Here is a 16,893-nt window from a genome sequence, read left to right as displayed (position 1 = left end):
GCACGAGTAGTTAACCAACCAAACCTGACTCGAACAGGATCTTGTATGCGTATTCCCGACCCCAGCTTTTCCCCACACGACGGATTGAACAAGGCACTCGAGCTTCTTGCGTCGCCAAGCTGTGACGTTGTTGAGCTGCCTTTCACGCTTCCTGAGTCTGGCTTGGGCGATAAGCGTGTGCTGGAAATGCTCTCAGGTCACGTTTTAGGCAAGGCCGCCCGACTTGGTTCGCCCACTTCGCTGGCGCATATGGACCCTCCAACCCCGTGGATTACTTGGGCCATGGCGCTATGGAATGCCAGTCTCAACCAGAACATGCTCCATGAAATGACCTCGCCTTTTGGCGCCCAGGCGGAGGCACAGGTCTTGAGTTGGCTGGTACCTTACTTTGGCATGGAGGGCGGGCACTTTTGCGCGGGGTCAACAATTGCAAATCTGACAGGAATTTGGGCCGCACGTGATGCTGTAGGCATTAAAAAGGTCGTCGCCTCACAGGCCGCACACTTAAGCGTTGAGAAGGCGTGCCGCCTGCTGGGCCTTGATTTTGTGAAGGTAGCCGTTGACCGGAAAGGACGCTTGGACTGCAACCAACTCCCGAACCTTGATGACGCGTGCCTTGTTCTCACTGCGGGAGCCACTGCGACAGGTGCGGTCGACCCGTTGGACTTGGTCGGCGCAGCGAAGTGGACACACGTCGATGCTGCATGGGCTGGTCCTCTCCGACTTAGTCGATCCCACTCCGGAATACTCGACGGCATTGAAGCCGCCGACTCGGTCGCTGTATCTGCTCACAAGTGGTTCTTTCAACCCAAGGATTCGGCCCTGGTAATGTTCCGCGACTTGGACATAGCGAATGCAGCGATCAGCTTCGGCGGTGACTATCTATCAAAGCCCAATGTTGGTGTTCAGGGCTCGCGATCGGCTGCTGCTATTTCTCTACTGGCAACCTTTCTTGCTTGGGGTCGGGAGGGCATGGCCCAACGGCTCGACCACCTCATGCAGATGGCGGACTCGCTAGCAGACGCCATCGAGAAGTCTGATCGTTTGGAATTGTGGGGCAGACCGCAGACGGCCATTAATGTGTTTCGCCCCATATACTCTTCGACCGCTGAACTTGTGAAGGCGCTACCGCCAGGTATGTTGTCAACATGCGTGCTGGATGGCCAGACTTGGGCACGTTCGGTGGCGGCAAATCCGTTAGTGGATATGGATCTTGTGGTGGAGAGAATACTCGCGGCCAGTCGTGAAGACGCCTGATCCTTCACCGCACAGGACCGCTTTCGGTGGCCCGTGAATTTCATCGTTAGATTTTAAAATATATTAGGCGCCATTTTTTAAAAGACACTTAAACATTTCATTTAGATTTCAATTTGGTCATTGTTTGGAGGTTTGGATGATAGAAAGTTACAGTCAAAGCGCTATAGATGCTTCACTCGTAATTCTGAATAAAGACTCGGAAAGTTTGTGGCGTATCAAGGAAGACAAGTTATACAGAGAGTTCAAGTTTCAAAATTTTGTTGTAGCCTTTGGTTTCATGACCAAAGTTGCAATGCTTGCGGAGAAGGCGAATCATCATCCGGAATGGTTCAATGTCTATAATAAGGTGGTTATAAACTTAACCACCCATGAGGCCGGTGGTATATCGAAGAGAGATTTTGATTTAGCACAGGAAATATCAAAATTAATCTAACAAAGTAATGCCACTTGGGTGCCATTCTACGCGTTAGAACAGATATTAATTTGGAGTTGTCGCCTCTGATTGAAGCGTCAGGTTGGCAATACGCTCACAACCTGACTTATTAACCTCTGAGCGTGGAGATTAAAAATGAAGAAGGTGATAACTCCAGGCATGGCAATACTGTTAACTGGCTGTGCCGCAGCAAATATTAGTTCGCAGGTTAGGGCGTCGGGTTTAGAACACAGAAACTTAACGGTTGTCGTCTAGATAGCTTCGCAGCTCTTCAAGAAATGGTAGAGCGATTAAAAATTTCTGCCCATCAAACTCCTGTTCGATATTGATCAGTAATGGGCCGACGTTCTTAACGCATTTCTCGTGCATTTTTCGCCCCGCCAGACTTAGACTTACCAGCTTTCCTCGACCATCACTGGGGTCAGCTTCTATCTTTATCAGACCGCGAGACTCGAGACGTTGCAGCGTATTGGTCATGGCAGCCTTGGTCACCTGAAATGCGTTTGCAAGTCTGGCCGGACTCCATTTACCCTGCAAGCGTATTAGGTGGTGGAGCACAGAAAACTGTGAGATTTTTATCCCATCGGGTAAGGCACGCTCCAGTTTCGCGCGGATTAGTTGTTCGATGATTCCAATTTCAGTAAAAAATTGGAACATAATCGGCGTCTGATCTTTTTCAATCATTAACGAGACCTTGTTCTGGTTGATAGTGCCCATCGTGGTGAAGGGGCCGTCATATCGGCATAACCCAATCGAGCCAACATCTGTACGCGTTCTCCGGGGTTTTTGGCCAACATCGAATGAACCTTCTGGTAATGAGGCTGCATCGCCGTGTATTCCTGCAAGGCCTGGCTCATCGGTTGCATGGATAGGCCTAGGCCGGTGACGCGTAAGGCAATACGGAGGTAATTACGACCGGCCGAAATCTGCTCGTGTCGACTATTTCCCATTGTGTTAATCCACACAAATCCCATTGAGCTCAATGCCTGATCGTCAGCCATGTCCAGGCCAAACTGAAATGCACTGGAGTTGGGGTCAGCCAGTTCTTTGCGGTTCAACACACCAACAAAGCTCAACGTTTCCAGAAATGCGCCCCCCAGGGATATTCCATCTGGATTTGCCTCGATTTCAGCACGTCCAATGCGCATCAGTTCGATACTCTCCTGGTAGGCTTTAGGGTCCAGAAGCTCATCACGTAGCGCTTCACGAGTAAGGTCACGTAAGTCCTGCAATTGCGGCCCCTGTACCACACCAACGCTGCTAACACTGGGTTCGGTGACGCTAGTGATTTTGGTCAGGTCGCCCTTGGAAAGACTTCGCGCCGTGTCGTATCGATTGCGATTAGTACGGCGATGGAGTGCGTGCGCAAATAGAGGATCCGGAAGTATCTGTGGATCTTCAATGAGCTTTAACTTTGCAACCGGCATTGCCGTCAGTTGATCTCCTGGTTCACCTTCTGGAAATAAAACGATCTGTGCACGATAGCCGTTATGGCTCGCGGCCTGTGCGAAAAGTTCGAGAAAACACCCCAAACCGATAATGATTTGACGACTGAACGGATCGGTAGCGGGCAATAAGCGCTGCAGATCGCAGGTCAACACGGCTTCGGTCGAACTTTGCAGGTCAACTACCCAAGGTTGGCGGTTGTGGGGATTCGGCGCCAGGATTGCGTAGGACAAGGCGCTACGCATCGGGTCTGCGTAGTGTGAACCTGCCTTTGTCCAGGGCAACTGCGCGGCCTCTGGATTTCGTGTGGTCACAAATGCACCAATTCCTGCCCCCGTAGCGGCAAAAATAACACCTGCAGAGCCCGCTATTCTTAGAAATTTCCTTCTGTTCATAGGAGCCACCTAATTTGATATATGGTTTAACGTTAAATCATAATATAATTAAACGTTAAACTATACAAATACGCGTTTGCACTTACCATCTACAATAGTGAGTCGAGAGTCTCAACGTTGCTGGCCTTGCCCGCGCTGTGAGGATAGACAGACACTGAGCCTTCTGCCAAGACCAATCCCATTGCTGGGGCTAGTGTATACAGACCTTCCGGGCCCGGGATGCTGACGTGTGATGCCCCGGCTATTGAACGGACGGGACAAGCAAAACGCCCTGCTCGATGATTGGCAGGATATTAGGCCGCGCGGCTCATGTAGGCAAAAGGTGCAGGGCCTATAGCAGCGTGAGCCATCCTCGAATATCTTGTAGCTCAGCTTATCAAACCATCGGAGGCACTTTGGACACATTATCGGCTAGCACCAGAGACCAGAACTCTATCCTTATTGAAGGAGAGGCATCGGGTGAAGTCCTTGTCTGTGATGAAGGTCTTAGCTTTTGGGGTGGCGTCGATCCCGCTTCCGGGAACATCATCGATGTGCATCATCCGAATTATGGCGGGTCGGTCTCTGGAAAAATTCTGATGATGCCGACTTCTCGCGGCTCTTGCAGTGGCAGCGGAGTTCTTCTTGAACTATCCCTGAATTCTCTTGCGCCGGCAGCTCTGGTGTTTCGGGAGCATGAGGAGGTTTTAACCCTGGGTGCTCTGGTATCCGATCGTATTTTTGGCCGGCCCCTGCCAACGATTTCGTTATTGCCCGTCGACTACGAGGCTCTGGCTCGCTCGAAAACAGCATCGATCTCGGGACACAGGATTAAGGCTGATAACCTCAATCTCGAACTCGCAACAACCAGACTTGGCGACATAGACCTCTGTGAAGCAGACAAAGCACGTTTGAACAATGAGGCCGGTCCGGCCGCGCGAATGGCGATGGAAATTATCTGCCTGATGGCTGCGGTCGGAGGAACCCGTCAGCTCACCGATGTCACAAGAGGGCACATAGACGGTTGTATCCTGGCTCATTCGGCAAATCTGATCTTTGCAGAAAAGCTGGCCGATCTCGGTGCTAAAGTTTCAATACCTACAACTATTAATGCCATTTCGGTTGATAGGGAAAACTGGCGCTCTCAGCATGTTCCTAATGACTTTGGCAACCGCGCGAGCAGACTGGCTGACGCCTACGTCAGGATGGGTGCCCGCCCAACTTTCACCTGCGCCCCTTACCTCCTGGACGACGCACCAGAATTCGGCGAAGTGATCGGCTGGTCAGAATCAAACGCGGTTATCTTCGCCAATACGGTGCTCGGTGCCCGCACCCCCAAGCATCCTGATTATCTCGATCTGTTTATCGCAATGACAGGGCGCGCTCCGGCATCAGGCGTTTATACGCAAGAGGGCCGAGTTGCTCGCAGGGTCCTGAATGTTACGCCGCCTCTTACGCCAGGAGATCATGACGAACTCTTTTGGCCACTCTTGGGGTGGTTGGCTGGAAAGTTTTCGCCCGATCACATACCGCTTTTAACAGGCTTAGAAAACCTGAAACCATCGACGGATGATCTGAAATCGCTATGCGCAGCTTTCGGTACCACTTCAGGCGTCCCTATGTTGCACATTGCCGGCCATACACCTGAGGCGCATTTTTTACCTTCAGCAGATGCCGAACATCGGTCTATCGGAATCCCGGAATTCATCTGCGCCTGGAACGAACTCAATCGGGGAGATCTTAAAATCGATCTTGTTGCTATCGGAAGCCCGCATGCGTCCATAGATGAAGCTCGCCGCATTGCCGATCTCTTTGGAGAGCGTCACTGCAATCCATCGACTCAATTGATTATAACGATTGGAAGAGAAATACTGCAGGCAGCAAGATCTGAGGGCATAGTGGACCGTCTGGAACGAGCAGGCGTTCGGCTCATTCCCGATCTTTGTTGGTGCTCAATCACAGAACCTGTTTTTCCACCGGACGCTGAAGGCTTATTCACTAACTCCGGTAAATATGCCCACTACGCTCATGGTTTGTCGGGAAGGCACTCCCGAATCGGCAGCCTTGAGGATTGCGTTGAAACAGCTATCAGCGGCCATGCACCAGAACGTCTTCCAAAATGGCTTCAGAATTAAGCAGCAGGGACTGTGTAGGCTGGATATGATCCGTTCTTTATAGTCCTCGCATTAGGCGTCATCGCGCGCGCCAAGAACACGAGCCAGTTAGCAAGAGATACTGGATTGAGGCGTTCTACGGTAAGGGAGGTTCAGGCAATGCACCACATCTTGGTCTACGCAGATTCGTTGAGTTGGGGCATCATCCCTGACACCCGTGGTCGATTTCGATTTGACCAAAGGTGGCCGGGAGTTTTGGAAACTGCCCTGCTCAATTCGGGTAAGTCCGTTCGGATTATTGAAGACTGTCTTAATGGACGCCGTACCGTGTGGGATGACCCCTACAAGCCAGGCCGAAACGGACTTGAGGGGCTAGAGCAGCGCATCGAAATCAACTCGCCATTGTCACTGGTCATCCTGCTGTTGGGGACCAATGATTTTCAGTCTGTGCATAATTTGACCGCATGGCAGTCCGCACAAGGCTTAAAAACTCTGGTCGGGGCGATACGGCGTGCTCCTGTTGAACCTGGAATGCCAGTACCGGCAATTGTGCTTGTGGCGCCTCCCGAATTGCAGAAAGCTAAAGGCAATATTGCGCCCAAATTTGAAAGTGCCGAAGACAAAGCGGTCGGTCTGGCTGGCGCAATTCAAGTGGTGGCGGAAGAGTGTGGATGCCATTACTTTGATGCTGGTTCGGTGACTCCGACAAGTCGTGTCGACGGTGTTCACCTAGATGAAGATCAACATCGCACACTCGGTCTCGCGCTTGCCAAAATAATACAGCCGTTAGTCCCGTAAATTTGCCGCATAACAAGTGCCGGCAGGGGCTGCTCTTAAAGTTGCGCCGTTCAAAACTTGATCGAACACAAGTTGGATCTGTCGGTGTTTCACCCGAAATACCGCAACGACGACACCGGACGGCTGACTGACGATCTCGCCTCAGAACATCCGGTTTGATCGTGCCATGGTGCTGATTCTGATAACCAATAATGCCAAAACTATCACATAGCAAGGGTCTGATTACATCAACATAATTCTGATGTACTCGAGTGAAGACGACCTGAAAGTGATTTGCAGAGGGCCAAGGCTAGCGGTGAACAAAAGTGCTAGGCGAAAATCAGCAGTGCTATCCGGAGACGGCTGCTTTCGAGCCAATGCGGCCCTTGGAGTGTTAGAGTTATGAAGGGCCACTGATGACCAAAAACGGACGTTGGCGAACCTGCGAGAAATGTTTCCACTATTCGTCTTTGCGGGTGCCAAACTACCTACACAAACGGGAGTAAGAGCATGGAGATTGAGCGCTTTATTGCTGATTGCATCGCTGCCAACGAAGAGACTGATGCACAAGCCGCCGTCAACGAAGTACTTGCCCAAGCGGTCTCTACACCCGCAGCTGTATTGGCCGCGCTAGGCGATCCAACTAAGGCAGGACTAAATGTACTTCTAAGCTCACCAACGCTGACGATATTTGCCGCCACGTGGACTCCGCAGATGAACCTCATGCCTCATAATCATCTAATGTGGGCTAACATCGGAATCTACACAGGCCGCGAGGACAACATTTTTTGGAAAAGGACGTCTGACGGAATCACGGCATGCGGTGCAAATGCCTTGTTTGTAAAAGACACAGCAATGCTACCTGAAGACGCACTACATTCTGTTACCAATCCGTTGCAGCGTTTTACGGGTGGTATTCACATCTATGGCGGTGATTTCTTTGATACCCAGCGGAGCCAATGGAATTCAGAGACACGTGAAGAAGAGCCTTCTGATGGCGCCAGGATTCGTGAGATTTTCCAACGTGAAAACGAAAGACTGGGCCTCAAGCGCTGCTGAGCTTAAGCGTTATGTGCAGAAAAAGATGGATACCATATGAACTTAACTATTTCTGATATTGAAAAAGAAGCCAAGGATATATTGCACAAAATAACTTCAGGTGAACTGATAGATGGGTGCAGTATGTCAGCCGTAGAAACACCCACAACGGAGACATGGGAAATAGCAACAAACCTTAGTGAAAAAAGAAAAATATCCACTATTCAAAAAATAGAACTTTTTTCAAAGCTAGATAAAGATGTACAGTCTCAATTAAAAGTTTCAGGCTATGATGATTTCGATTTAGTCTATGAGTACTTGCTACAATTAATCAAACAATAACGAAATGCATTCACTAAAAATAAACACATAAAAGGGTATCTTGGGCGACAGGGTAATCAACGCTTGAACGTCAGCGCTAAAAAACGCGCCAGATATAGGCGTAAGCAGCCCAAGTTTACGACGTTAGTTATGGGGAAAATGTCATGTCGAAGAAAGTAGTCATGTTTGAATTCGAGAAGGAAACAAAAAATAGCGTTCGCTATAAGGAGGTTCCTGGTGCAGGAACTGCTCCTATCGTGGGCACTCTGTATGTTCAGAAGTGGTTTGCTGGTGATAGCAAATCTATTGAGATAACGATAGCAAAAAAGACTAGCTGGCTTGCCATTACTCTTGGTGCAGGCCACTCATTCAGGTAAGGGTAGCGGCTGCAGGCGTTATACCGAAAGGGTCACTATGGATTGGTTAATCTTCATATTATCCGTCATTGAGGCAATCGCGTGGCCAGTAGCGTTTGTTGCTGCGGTGGTATTTTTACGCCAGGAATGGGTTGACGTCATCGGCCGGATTCAGAGTACCAAGCATAAAGAAATCCAAATTGACTTCGGCCATCGCCTCCAAGAGGCGAGCAAAAAGGCAAAATCATCCCTTCCGGATTCGGTTGATTTGCCATCAAAGGGGTTAACCCATCGACTGGACTTAGCTGGATATTCGCCTAGAGGAGCAATTCTAGAATCCTGGATTGACGTAGAGGCGTCGCTTGCGGAGCTGGGAGCCAGATACGAAATTCCAAGAGATGAACTGAAGCATCCCGATATCCACATGATGGAACTGAGGCTTGGGAAGAACAATGCGTTAGGCAAAGGCGCCTTTAGCCTATTGCAGTCATTGTGCGAGATGCGAAACGAGGCCTTCTACCTTACAAATAAAGTCATAGAATCCGACGCCGCAAAAGAATATGTCTCACTTGCTAACAGAATGGTTACTCTCCTAAAAGAGGCATAACAAGTCATTCCAGTACGTTCCGGCCCTGACGGGACTTCACTGGACTTGTTTTCCAGCGCGGAGCGCCTCCAAACTGACCACTGAACATTGGCGCCATACATTAACCAACCATCGTTTCGGGATTTTAGTTTAAAACGGTAAGACACTCGTCCTTTCAATAACATCGGAGTATCCAGCATGTTTTCCGGCCTGAGCGCATTTCCTTTAACCCCGATGAATGAATGCGGTTTGGACGAAGCGGCGTTTGTTCGATTGATTGGGCGGCTTGTCACCGCCAACGTCGACTCAATCGGCGTACTCGGTTCGACCGGGAGCTATGCTTATCTGACCATGGCGGAGCGTGCGAGGGTAGTAAGACTTGCGGTGGAACACGCAGGCAATATCCCGGTGGTGGTGGGTATTGGAGCACTGCGCACGCGCGATGTGCTTGCCTTGGCCGAAGATGCAGAGGCTGCGGGTGTCTCCGGGGTATTGATGGCGCCAATGTCATATCAGAAACTGCGTCCAGAAGAAGTTTTCGGGCTCTATGAAGCGGTAACGCATGCACTGTTGGTGCCGCTGTGTGTTTACGATAATCCCGGCACCACGCAGTTTGTGTTCAGTGACGAGCTTCATGGCAAGATAGCCCAACTTCCGAACGTGGCATCCATCAAGATTCCGGGAGTTCCTGAGGATCCTGTCGCGGCAAGATCAAGAGTGGAACGACTTCGAGCACAGATCCCCTTGCACGTCACTCTGGGCGTCAGCGGCGATGGCTATGCTGCGAACGGTTTGAACGCTGGCTGTGATGCCTGGTATTCGGTGATCGGGGGGGTGTTTCCCGTCACCGCGCTTGCGATTACTCGCGCAGCACAGGCTGGGAATACGAAGGAAGCGATACGCTTGTCGGAGCGATTGAAGCCGCTGTGGCAGTTGTTCAGCGAGTATGGAGGTAGTTTGCGCGTTGTTGCGGCTGCGGCAGAACTGCAGGGACTTGTCGAACACCCATGTTTGCCGCTGCCGCTTAAAGCTTTGAGTGGAGAAGGGCGCCGACAGCTAGGGGGCTTGATTGACGATCTGGATTTATCCTGACGCCAATAGCCCTCCCTTAACCACCCCAAGAGGGAATTACTCGACGCGGGTTAGGGTAACGTCGATATTGCCACGGGTCGCGTTTGAGTAGGGGCACACTTTGTGCGCTTCGTTGATCAGCTTTTCGGCCTGAGCGTCGTCCATGCCCGGCAATGAAATTTTCAGCTCAACTTCGATACCAAAACCGCCCGGAATTTGACCAATGCCAACTTCGCCTTCGATGGACGCTTCTTCCGGCATTGCCAGCTTGTCGCGGCCGGCGACGAACTTCATGGCACCAATAAAGCAGGCAGAGTAGCCAGCAGCGAAGAGCTGCTCAGGGTTTGTTCCTTTGCCGCCGGCTCCGCCAAGCTCTTTCGGAGTGGTCAGCTCAACATCCAGAATACCGTCTGATGAGATGGCGCGGCCGTCACGGCCACCCGTGGCTTCGGCGGATGCGCGATACAAGATTTGTGCAACAGACATAGTGTTTGCTCCTTTCGACGAGTCGGGTTGACGACTCCTCGTTTGCGTGATTAATGAGTGCGCAAATTATTAGCGCTTCTCAATAACTAATTTAGCGTACAAATAGATTGTGCGCAAGACAAATGGCGGAAGTGTAATACGCACGCGCTAGGTGAATGAGTTCAGATGGGTGTTTTCAGATTGCTGCGCAGTTTGATCAGCTGCTGTTTCAGTTCCATTAGGTCGGCTACTGACTGGCCACTGACATTGACAATGCAGCCCGGTATATCCTTGGCTTGGTCCTGAAGAGTCCGGCCCTGTTCTGTGAGATGCAATTCAACCACGCGCTCATCGTCTTTCCGGCGTTGCCGGTTCAGCATACCGTCCGACTCGAGCCGCTTGAGCAGAGGCGTGAGCGAGCCGGGGTCTGTCAGCAATCGCTTGCTGATATGGCTCACGGTTATCCCGTCTTGCTCCCACAAAACCAGCATGGCCAGATACTGCGGATAGGTCAGATTCAGAGATTTTAGCAGTGGCTTATAGGCTTTGGTCATCATTAAAGACGTCGAGTAGAGGGCAAAACACAGCTGGTTATCGAGCAGAAGCTCGGAGTAGGAGTCGTTGTCAGGCATGAAAGATCCATTGTGTCGGGAGCGATAAAAGCCATCGCGCTAAGTATTTAACGCCAAGTGTACGGCGTTTTTTAGGGGTTTTTCCAGTGAACATGACTGGCAGTACTAAAATGGCTCTCCTGCTTTTGGTTCCTTCCGCTACGTGCCGGCGCCGGTTACCATTGGTGTAAATGACCGGCTAATCTTGCTTTGCACGCATACTTGTCGAGCAAACGCGTCATCTCTTGGCCGCGCGGAACGAGACGGTTCTAAAGAACTAAAATCTGAATCTGTTTCGGAATGGGGTAACCGTATTGTTCAGCGCATAAAGGAATTGAGCAGTATGAAGGTCATATTATTCATGTTGTTTTCATTAAAAAACCAGATTGCCCGATGCGTAAGGTGTGCCGCGGCCAAGGAGTAAGTGATTTGCCTGAATTGAAGACTTTTGGCCTTTTTATCATCACTGCATTAGCGGAAATTCTTGGCTGCTATTTGCCGTATCTTTGGCTTCGGGAAGGCAAAACAATCTGGCTTCTGGTCCCTGGCGCTCTGAGTTTGATGGCGTTTGTCTGGTTGTTGTCGCTACACCCGGCTGCAGCGGGCAGGGTGTATGCAGCCTATGGCGGTGTTTATATTTTTATGGCGATTTTGTGGCTGTGGACAGTCAATGGAATTCGTCCAACAACATGGGACATAGTGGGGTCTGCGGTGGCACTTTTGGGCATGGCCATCATCATGTTTGCGCCTCGCACTACGTAACACGTCAATTAAGTGGGTTATCTGCAAGGTTTGGTTGGTGAAGGATAAGAGCTTACCAAGTGGGCGCAGCGCTTCCTTCGCTTCAGCGTTAAGCCTCAGAACGCATTCATCATGAAATCTTTAGAGCGTCGAGCGCCCCCAGCTTTACAGGGCGCGATTTTTAGTATTTCTGTTATGTATTCCTCCAGGTTCTAACGCGAGGGGAATCTCTCTTCTACTCAGGACGATACCTTCTATGATAGGCGCCTTTAACCTGGTAACCCCGACAGAGATACTGTTCGGGCGGGGGCACATAGCCCAACTAAACGATCGGGCGGCAAAACTGGGTACGCGAGTGCTGGTGGTGCATGGTAGAAATCCAGGCAGGCTCTCTGGTGTCTTCGAGTCATTGAAGAGCATCGATATCGTGCAAGCGCTGTCCATCGAAAAAGAGCCAGACCTGAAAACGCTGATGGCGGCCATTGATCAAGGTAAGCTGCTGGGAATAGATCTGGTACTCGGAATCGGCGGTGGCTCTGTCATGGATGCCGCTAAAGTACTTGCCGCTATGCTGCCCAGTCAGACAGATTTGATCAGTCATCTGGAGGTAGTCGGAAGCGAGTTGCCACTGTCAGCCAAACGCCTACCGTTGATTCTGGTTCCCACCACCTCTGGCACCGGTGCAGAAGTCACTCGAAACGCTGTTATTGATATTCCGGAAGCCCAGCGCAAGGTGAGTCTCAGGGATAACCAGTTACTCCCGGATCTTGCTTTGATAGACCCTGCGCTGACCGACAACTGCCCCCGGCAGATCAGCTTATACTCAGGGCTAGACGCGGTTACTCAGGTAATCGAGCCCTATTTATCGTTGCGCTCAAATCTGTTTACGGACATGTTGTGTAGGGAGGCTATCCCTAAGGGGCTCCGGGCGCTAAAGCAACTTATGGACAGGGAATCCGAAGAAGCACGTGACTCGCTGGCTCAGGTTAGCCTCTTTGGTGGTCTTGCGCTCGCGAACTCTGGACTGGGTGTTGTTCACGGTATTGCTGGCCCGTTAGGCGGATTATGCGGTGCGCCGCACGGCGCGATATGCGGCGCATTGTTACCAGCCGGCATCGCCGCTAACCGAGATAACGTGGTTGAAGTTGACCAGATCGCTCGTGTCGACCGGGTGATTGACTGGATTGCTGAGGTATTTGAGACCTCCAGAGGCCAAGCATTGCAGCGTTTTCGGCAATGGATTATTCAGAGTGGATTACCCGGGCTGGCGTCGATCGGAGTGACGGAGGAACACATTATTTCAGCCTCACAAGCAGCGGCCGGCTCTTCCTCCATGAAGGCCAATCCTGTGGTGTTGTCTACTGCGACAATAGAAGACGTGATGCGCCAGTCTTTTTGATTCTGAATATGGCGGATTGGCTTTGCAACGGCACGTTAGTGACTCAAAAAATAGCTTGGATTGAGCATGGAACTCAAGGCCTGCCCTGCTGCACATACTGGACAAGAAACCACTCAGTGGCATGCGGACATCGTTGCTTGTGCTTCATTGCGGTATGCAATTCTGACGGAAAACTTAATGAGCATCGCTTTATGGAAAAAATAGTGAGAAGAACATTCCAACCCATACTCCGCATATTTGAATCTGGTGACGGGGAGTATCGTTATGAGACATCACACCGAAAGATACTCATTGCTATGGGTGTGTTGTTTTTAGCCCTATCAACAGTCTCAGCGGTATTAGCAGTCATCTCATCACAACTGGGTGGGCTTATTCCTTTTCTCGTCTTTTTTATGATTGGGCTTGTATGTGAAGTGGTTGGGTTACTAGGGAGTAACCGCGCGGTTGCAAAAATTTGGGGCAGTAAATAGAACCGTTGTGACTCCATTGGGGTCGTTCTGCCCAATACGCGAGTCGTCGCGTGGCTCAAGGGAGCCGGAAGGACTGTCAGTTGGCGGGCAGCGGGTTTTCCACGGACTTGCCTGACATGCGGCTAAAGGAGACCTGATTGCGCCCTTGCAGCTTGGCCCGGTAGAGCTCCTCATCGGCCTTGGCAATAGCTTGGTCCAGGGTGACATGTTCGGAATGACGGCTGGTGACACCAATGCTGATGGTGCATTGAATCACCTTGCCGCGGTCATTGGTCACCAACTGCTCAACATTGTGGCGGAAACGTTCGGCCACTTTGAGAGCTTCGGCCTCGCTCGTTTCCGGCAACAAAAGAGTGAATTCCTCACCTCCCCAGCGGGCCAAAAGGTCGCCGCGGCGCCGCGATCTATAAAGCTCGTCAGCAATGACCTTCAAGACCTTGTCGCCGACGGCATGGCCATACTGGTCATTGATGTCTTTGAAACGGTCAATATCGATCATAGCCACACAGACGTTTCTGTTTTTGCGTGTGACCAGGCTCCAGAGTGATTCGGCGACAGGCAGAAAACCGCGCCGATTGCTCAGGCCTGTCAGCAGGTCAGTCTGGGCATTTTGCTCGGCTGCCGTCCGGGCTTCTTCGTTTTTACGAACAAGATCGGCCAGCGCTAACATCAACAGTATGGCATCCACTACCATGCCGATGTCCACGGCGTAGTAGCCAAGCTGGGTATAAGGAATCATGCCGGTTACCGTTGAGGCCGTAATCGAAGCACCAATAACGGAGGCTAATGTACCCAGCATGAAATAGCGTGCGAATTTGTTACCCGCCACCCAGCTCGACACGCTCATGTAGAGCATCAGTACACTGAACAAAGGCGCAACCAGGAATGCCAGGCGCAGCGCCAGGCCCTGTTCGCCCAAAGCGAAAAAGACAACAAAGAGCGCAAAATAAGCCACGCCAATTGTCTGGAAAGTTTTGTGGAGCCGCGGTTGGCAACGTTTGGTGCTCAGAAAATTCGTCGCAAACGCCAAGCCGGAGCTGGCGAAACACAACATCAGCAGGGGTGGCGCCCATTGTTGCCAGCCCACCGCCTCGGGCCAGAGTAGGGCCATTCCGATGCCGTTGTAGGACGCGGTCATAGCGACAAAACTGCCGGTGTAGAGCGAGTAGAACAGATAACGCCGCTGCCGAAGGCCGGCGAACAGCATCAGGCTGCAGGCCAAAAGTGCAAACATGACGCCGTAGATGAAGCTGTAGAACGCCGTTTCTGACTGCTCTCGACGGTGGCTGGCCGCAATACTGGAAAAATACAGTGGCACCACCATTGGGTCCGCTGTCTCAATCCGCAGCAACAGACGTGTCTCGCCGGGCGGAAACGGATAGTCGGCACTGGGTATGCGTTTGGCGAAGGAGCGCTGATTCAACGGAATACGATCACCACCGATAAAGCGCTGTGGCAGCTGGCCTTCTGCGATGAAAAAGAAGTCGACCTGTTCCAACCAGCCTGTTCTGACGGACACGCGGCGCAAAATGGGGTTATCGGTCGGATTGAGAACATTTGCCACCAGCCAGATCGCACCGGAATTGATGCCTCTGGTTAACACGCTGGACTCAGGATACGTCAAGACAACGGGATTCCTGCGGATCAGGGACTGAACCGCGCCAACGGAGAGCGCCTCGTCTTGCTCGGCGAGAAACGCCATCTGATTGACCATTGCGCCCTGGAACACGGTTCGAGCGTCAATGACCGGCACTGATCCGTCATCGGTCGCTGATTCAGCCAGCGCGCACGTTGTCAGGTTTACCACGGTCAGAAGAAAGAGGAGGGACCAATGCGGTTGCACTTAACTGTTCATCCGTTAATGTCGTTTTGGTAGAATATAATTAAATTGCCGACATGTCATATCTGGCGTCATCGCTGTGCGAAGTCTGCCAGCAACACGTCGGGGCCTATCAGAAAGTCAGCGCAGACTACGTTAACACGCAAGTTTTTCCATTTGTGCGGTGTCGAGGTCGTAATACCCGATTTTTACGGTATTAAAGTTCAGGTCGACAAACAGATGGCAGTAATAGTCTCCATGGCGCCAGGCCATGGCCACGCTGGAATTGTTAGAGTAGTTGAGTTCAAAATGGCCATCAAAAGCAGGGTAGTTACTACGAAACGTCATCAGGGCCAGTAAGCGTTGCACGACGGGCTTCTGAATGTGTTGTTCCACGTCATCCAGGGTGTAGTAATGGCGATTGATATCCCGCAGTTCGCCGCTTTGTTTCATCAGTTCGTGGTTGTTGCATCCAGCCAACAACCCCACGTAGTAGACCTGCGGAATGCCGGGTGTGAAAAACTGAATCGCCCGGGCGGCAATGTAGGCGTCATCGTTCTGCATGAGCGCGTCGTAGAAGGTGCAGGTGAGCTGGTAGATTGCACCAACGCTGTGGATGTTGGCCGCTGAGCGCCGCATGATCGGGTCTGCACTGCGGGCATCAATGTTATCAATAAGCGCGCGAATTTTTTCATCTGGCAACACCCCTTCGACATCCGGAATACAGATGCCGTCGTGGGTATCTAATACGGTCACCATGTTGCGTGGGCACATTCGCAGCCAGTTTTTCAGGTATACGCTGTTTGCGTCCAGCAGCGAGTAGAGCAAAAGGGGCGGCAGAGCAAAGCCGTAGGGGTGCATGTTGCGTCGGCCGATCGCGTATTGATAACTGGTGTGATCGTGGACTTCCGGCAGGCATTCCGCACCGTGTTTCAGGGCCACTTCGTTAATCCAGTCGAGTATCCGATAGACCTCGGGCTCCACCAAAAAGCAGCTGGTTCCGATACGTTTGGTGGTGTAACCAAAGGCATCGAGCCTCAACAGGTTTACGCCTTTTGAAGTGAGAAAGCCGATATAGCTTTCCATCAGGCGGTAAGCCTGGTCGGACTCGTAATTGAGATCAATCTGCTGGTCGGTGAATGTGCACCAGACCCGGGTTTTTGTGCCATCCGCAAGCGTCACTTCCCGGAAGGGTTCTTTCTCTTTGCGGATATGAATCTTGGCCATGTCATCCGGAGAAATCTCGCCGAACTTGTCGACATGAACGAACAGGTCGGCATACTCCGAATCGAAGCCATGGGCGATGAAATCCCTAAACTCGGGAGACTCGTCAGAGATATGGTTCACCGTCAGGTCGACACACAGGTCGTACTTTTTCGTGAAGGCTTCAATGTCGTCCCAGGTACCAAAATCCGGATCCACTTCCTTGTGAGTCAAGGGCGAAAACCCGCCATCGGCATTGGACGGAAAAAACGGCAAGATATGCAGCCCTCCAATGGCCTCTGACAGGTGTTTGTCGACCACTGTGTAGAGGTCTTTCAGGTTATTGCCAATTCGGTTTGGGTAGCAAATCAGCTGCACGGCATTTTTTAACAGCATGTGTCTGGCTCCTGGA

Annotated in this window: 18 protein-coding genes; 12 read left to right on the top strand and 6 right to left on the bottom strand. The window is 51.4% G+C overall.

What is annotated here, in order from left to right; genetic code table 11:
• The first annotated feature begins 84 nt into the window (after positions 1–84).
• Positions 85–1,257 (top strand): pyridoxal phosphate-dependent decarboxylase family protein, encoded by a 1,173-nt coding sequence (locus MRBBS_RS18005; RefSeq protein WP_227497543.1) that lies wholly within the window; start codon positions 85–87, stop codon positions 1,255–1,257.
• A 136-nt stretch (positions 1,258–1,393) separates the two neighbouring features.
• Positions 1,394–1,690, top strand: coding sequence for a 4a-hydroxytetrahydrobiopterin dehydratase (locus MRBBS_RS18000; RefSeq protein ID WP_014873043.1), 297 nt, complete (start codon positions 1,394–1,396; stop codon positions 1,688–1,690).
• Positions 1,691–1,927: 237 nt separating this feature from the next.
• Here MRBBS_RS18000 and MRBBS_RS17995 read toward each other — a convergent pair whose 3' ends face one another.
• The gene (locus MRBBS_RS17995) at positions 1,928–2,374 is read right to left on the bottom strand and encodes a MarR family winged helix-turn-helix transcriptional regulator (RefSeq protein ID WP_041635374.1); all 447 of its coding nucleotides are present in this window, start codon (positions 2,372–2,374) and stop codon (positions 1,928–1,930) included.
• On the bottom strand, positions 2,374–3,531 hold the full coding sequence (locus MRBBS_RS17990; protein ID WP_014873041.1) for an Acg family FMN-binding oxidoreductase: 1,158 nt from the start codon (positions 3,529–3,531) through the stop codon (positions 2,374–2,376). Before MRBBS_RS17990 ends, MRBBS_RS17995 begins: the two co-directional genes overlap by 1 nt.
• 395 nt (positions 3,532–3,926) lie before the next feature.
• On the opposite strand from MRBBS_RS17990, the gene MRBBS_RS17985 reads away from it, so the two are divergent.
• From MRBBS_RS17985 to MRBBS_RS17955, 7 genes are all read left to right on the top strand, one after another.
• Entirely contained in the window at positions 3,927–5,645 is a 1,719-nt protein-coding gene (locus MRBBS_RS17985) for an aconitase family protein (RefSeq protein ID WP_144012729.1), read from the top strand.
• Positions 5,646–5,783: 138 nt separating this feature from the next.
• Complete coding sequence (locus MRBBS_RS17980; protein WP_014873039.1) at positions 5,784–6,422, top strand: SGNH/GDSL hydrolase family protein; 639 nt, start codon at positions 5,784–5,786, stop codon at positions 6,420–6,422.
• A 489-nt stretch (positions 6,423–6,911) separates the two neighbouring features.
• Positions 6,912–7,460 (top strand): hypothetical protein, encoded by a 549-nt coding sequence (locus tag MRBBS_RS17975; protein WP_014873038.1) that lies wholly within the window; start codon positions 6,912–6,914, stop codon positions 7,458–7,460.
• Positions 7,461–7,496: 36 nt separating this feature from the next.
• Positions 7,497–7,781 (top strand): hypothetical protein, encoded by a 285-nt coding sequence (locus MRBBS_RS17970; RefSeq protein WP_014873037.1) that lies wholly within the window; start codon positions 7,497–7,499, stop codon positions 7,779–7,781.
• Positions 7,782–7,924: 143 nt separating this feature from the next.
• Positions 7,925–8,137 (top strand): hypothetical protein, encoded by a 213-nt coding sequence (locus tag MRBBS_RS17965; RefSeq protein WP_041635373.1) that lies wholly within the window; start codon positions 7,925–7,927, stop codon positions 8,135–8,137.
• Positions 8,138–8,174: 37 nt separating this feature from the next.
• Complete coding sequence (locus tag MRBBS_RS17960; protein ID WP_014873036.1) at positions 8,175–8,723, top strand: hypothetical protein; 549 nt, start codon at positions 8,175–8,177, stop codon at positions 8,721–8,723.
• A gap of 177 nt (positions 8,724–8,900) precedes the next feature.
• Complete coding sequence (locus MRBBS_RS17955; protein ID WP_014873035.1) at positions 8,901–9,794, top strand: dihydrodipicolinate synthase family protein; 894 nt, start codon at positions 8,901–8,903, stop codon at positions 9,792–9,794.
• Positions 9,795–9,830: 36 nt separating this feature from the next.
• On the opposite strand, the gene MRBBS_RS17950 is transcribed toward MRBBS_RS17955, so the two are convergent.
• Both MRBBS_RS17950 and MRBBS_RS17945 read right to left on the bottom strand, forming a co-directional pair.
• A complete protein-coding gene (locus MRBBS_RS17950; protein WP_014873034.1) occupies positions 9,831–10,259 on the bottom strand; it encodes an organic hydroperoxide resistance protein in 429 nt (142 codons plus the stop codon).
• Positions 10,260–10,420: 161 nt separating this feature from the next.
• The gene (locus tag MRBBS_RS17945; protein ID WP_014873033.1) at positions 10,421–10,870 is read right to left on the bottom strand and encodes a MarR family winged helix-turn-helix transcriptional regulator; all 450 of its coding nucleotides are present in this window, start codon (positions 10,868–10,870) and stop codon (positions 10,421–10,423) included.
• A gap of 408 nt (positions 10,871–11,278) precedes the next feature.
• Between MRBBS_RS17945 and MRBBS_RS17940 the strand changes: the two genes are divergently transcribed.
• The 3 genes from MRBBS_RS17940 (at position 11,279) to MRBBS_RS17930 (ending at position 13,459) form a co-directional block, all read left to right on the top strand.
• Entirely contained in the window at positions 11,279–11,611 is a 333-nt protein-coding gene (locus MRBBS_RS17940) for a YnfA family protein (protein ID WP_014873032.1), read from the top strand.
• A gap of 235 nt (positions 11,612–11,846) precedes the next feature.
• Positions 11,847–12,989 carry an iron-containing alcohol dehydrogenase gene (locus MRBBS_RS17935; RefSeq protein WP_014873031.1) on the top strand — a complete coding sequence of 381 codons (1,143 nt, stop codon included), beginning with the start codon at positions 11,847–11,849 and terminating at the stop codon, positions 12,987–12,989.
• A 191-nt stretch (positions 12,990–13,180) separates the two neighbouring features.
• The gene (locus MRBBS_RS17930; RefSeq protein ID WP_041635372.1) at positions 13,181–13,459 is read left to right on the top strand and encodes a hypothetical protein; all 279 of its coding nucleotides are present in this window, start codon (positions 13,181–13,183) and stop codon (positions 13,457–13,459) included.
• Between the two features lie 76 nt (positions 13,460–13,535).
• Here MRBBS_RS17930 and MRBBS_RS17925 read toward each other — a convergent pair whose 3' ends face one another.
• Entirely contained in the window at positions 13,536–15,302 is a 1,767-nt protein-coding gene (locus MRBBS_RS17925) for a diguanylate cyclase (protein ID WP_041635371.1), read from the bottom strand.
• Positions 15,303–15,434: 132 nt separating this feature from the next.
• Positions 15,435–16,877 carry a sucrose phosphorylase gene (gene gtfA / locus MRBBS_RS17920; protein ID WP_014873029.1) on the bottom strand — a complete coding sequence of 481 codons (1,443 nt, stop codon included), beginning with the start codon at positions 16,875–16,877 and terminating at the stop codon, positions 15,435–15,437.
• Between the last annotated feature and the right edge of the window lie 16 nt (positions 16,878–16,893).

Source organism: Marinobacter sp. BSs20148 (genome assembly GCF_000283275.1).
Lineage (GTDB): Bacteria > Pseudomonadota > Gammaproteobacteria > Pseudomonadales > Oleiphilaceae > Marinobacter > Marinobacter psychrophilus.
Note: the sequence above shows the minus strand (reverse complement) of the source record. Positions and strands in the feature narration are given on the sequence as shown.

Coding starts and splice junctions, on each gene's coding strand:
- MRBBS_RS17935 (WP_014873031.1), top strand. CDS start 11,847: ATGATAGGCGCCTTTAACCTGGTAACCCCGACAGAGATACTGTTCGGG.
- MRBBS_RS17960 (WP_014873036.1), top strand. CDS start 8,175: ATGGATTGGTTAATCTTCATATTATCCGTCATTGAGGCAATCGCGTGG.
- MRBBS_RS17945 (WP_014873033.1), bottom strand. CDS start 10,870: ATGCCTGACAACGACTCCTACTCCGAGCTTCTGCTCGATAACCAGCTG.
- MRBBS_RS17990 (WP_014873041.1), bottom strand. CDS start 3,531: ATGAACAGAAGGAAATTTCTAAGAATAGCGGGCTCTGCAGGTGTTATT.
- MRBBS_RS18000 (WP_014873043.1), top strand. CDS start 1,394: ATGATAGAAAGTTACAGTCAAAGCGCTATAGATGCTTCACTCGTAATT.
- MRBBS_RS17970 (WP_014873037.1), top strand. CDS start 7,497: ATGAACTTAACTATTTCTGATATTGAAAAAGAAGCCAAGGATATATTG.
- MRBBS_RS17930 (WP_041635372.1), top strand. CDS start 13,181: ATGGAAAAAATAGTGAGAAGAACATTCCAACCCATACTCCGCATATTT.
- MRBBS_RS17980 (WP_014873039.1), top strand. CDS start 5,784: ATGCACCACATCTTGGTCTACGCAGATTCGTTGAGTTGGGGCATCATC.
- MRBBS_RS17975 (WP_014873038.1), top strand. CDS start 6,912: ATGGAGATTGAGCGCTTTATTGCTGATTGCATCGCTGCCAACGAAGAG.
- gtfA (WP_014873029.1), bottom strand. CDS start 16,877: ATGCTGTTAAAAAATGCCGTGCAGCTGATTTGCTACCCAAACCGAATT.
- MRBBS_RS17950 (WP_014873034.1), bottom strand. CDS start 10,259: ATGTCTGTTGCACAAATCTTGTATCGCGCATCCGCCGAAGCCACGGGT.
- MRBBS_RS17965 (WP_041635373.1), top strand. CDS start 7,925: ATGTCGAAGAAAGTAGTCATGTTTGAATTCGAGAAGGAAACAAAAAAT.
- MRBBS_RS17955 (WP_014873035.1), top strand. CDS start 8,901: ATGTTTTCCGGCCTGAGCGCATTTCCTTTAACCCCGATGAATGAATGC.
- MRBBS_RS17995 (WP_041635374.1), bottom strand. CDS start 2,374: ATGATTGAAAAAGATCAGACGCCGATTATGTTCCAATTTTTTACTGAA.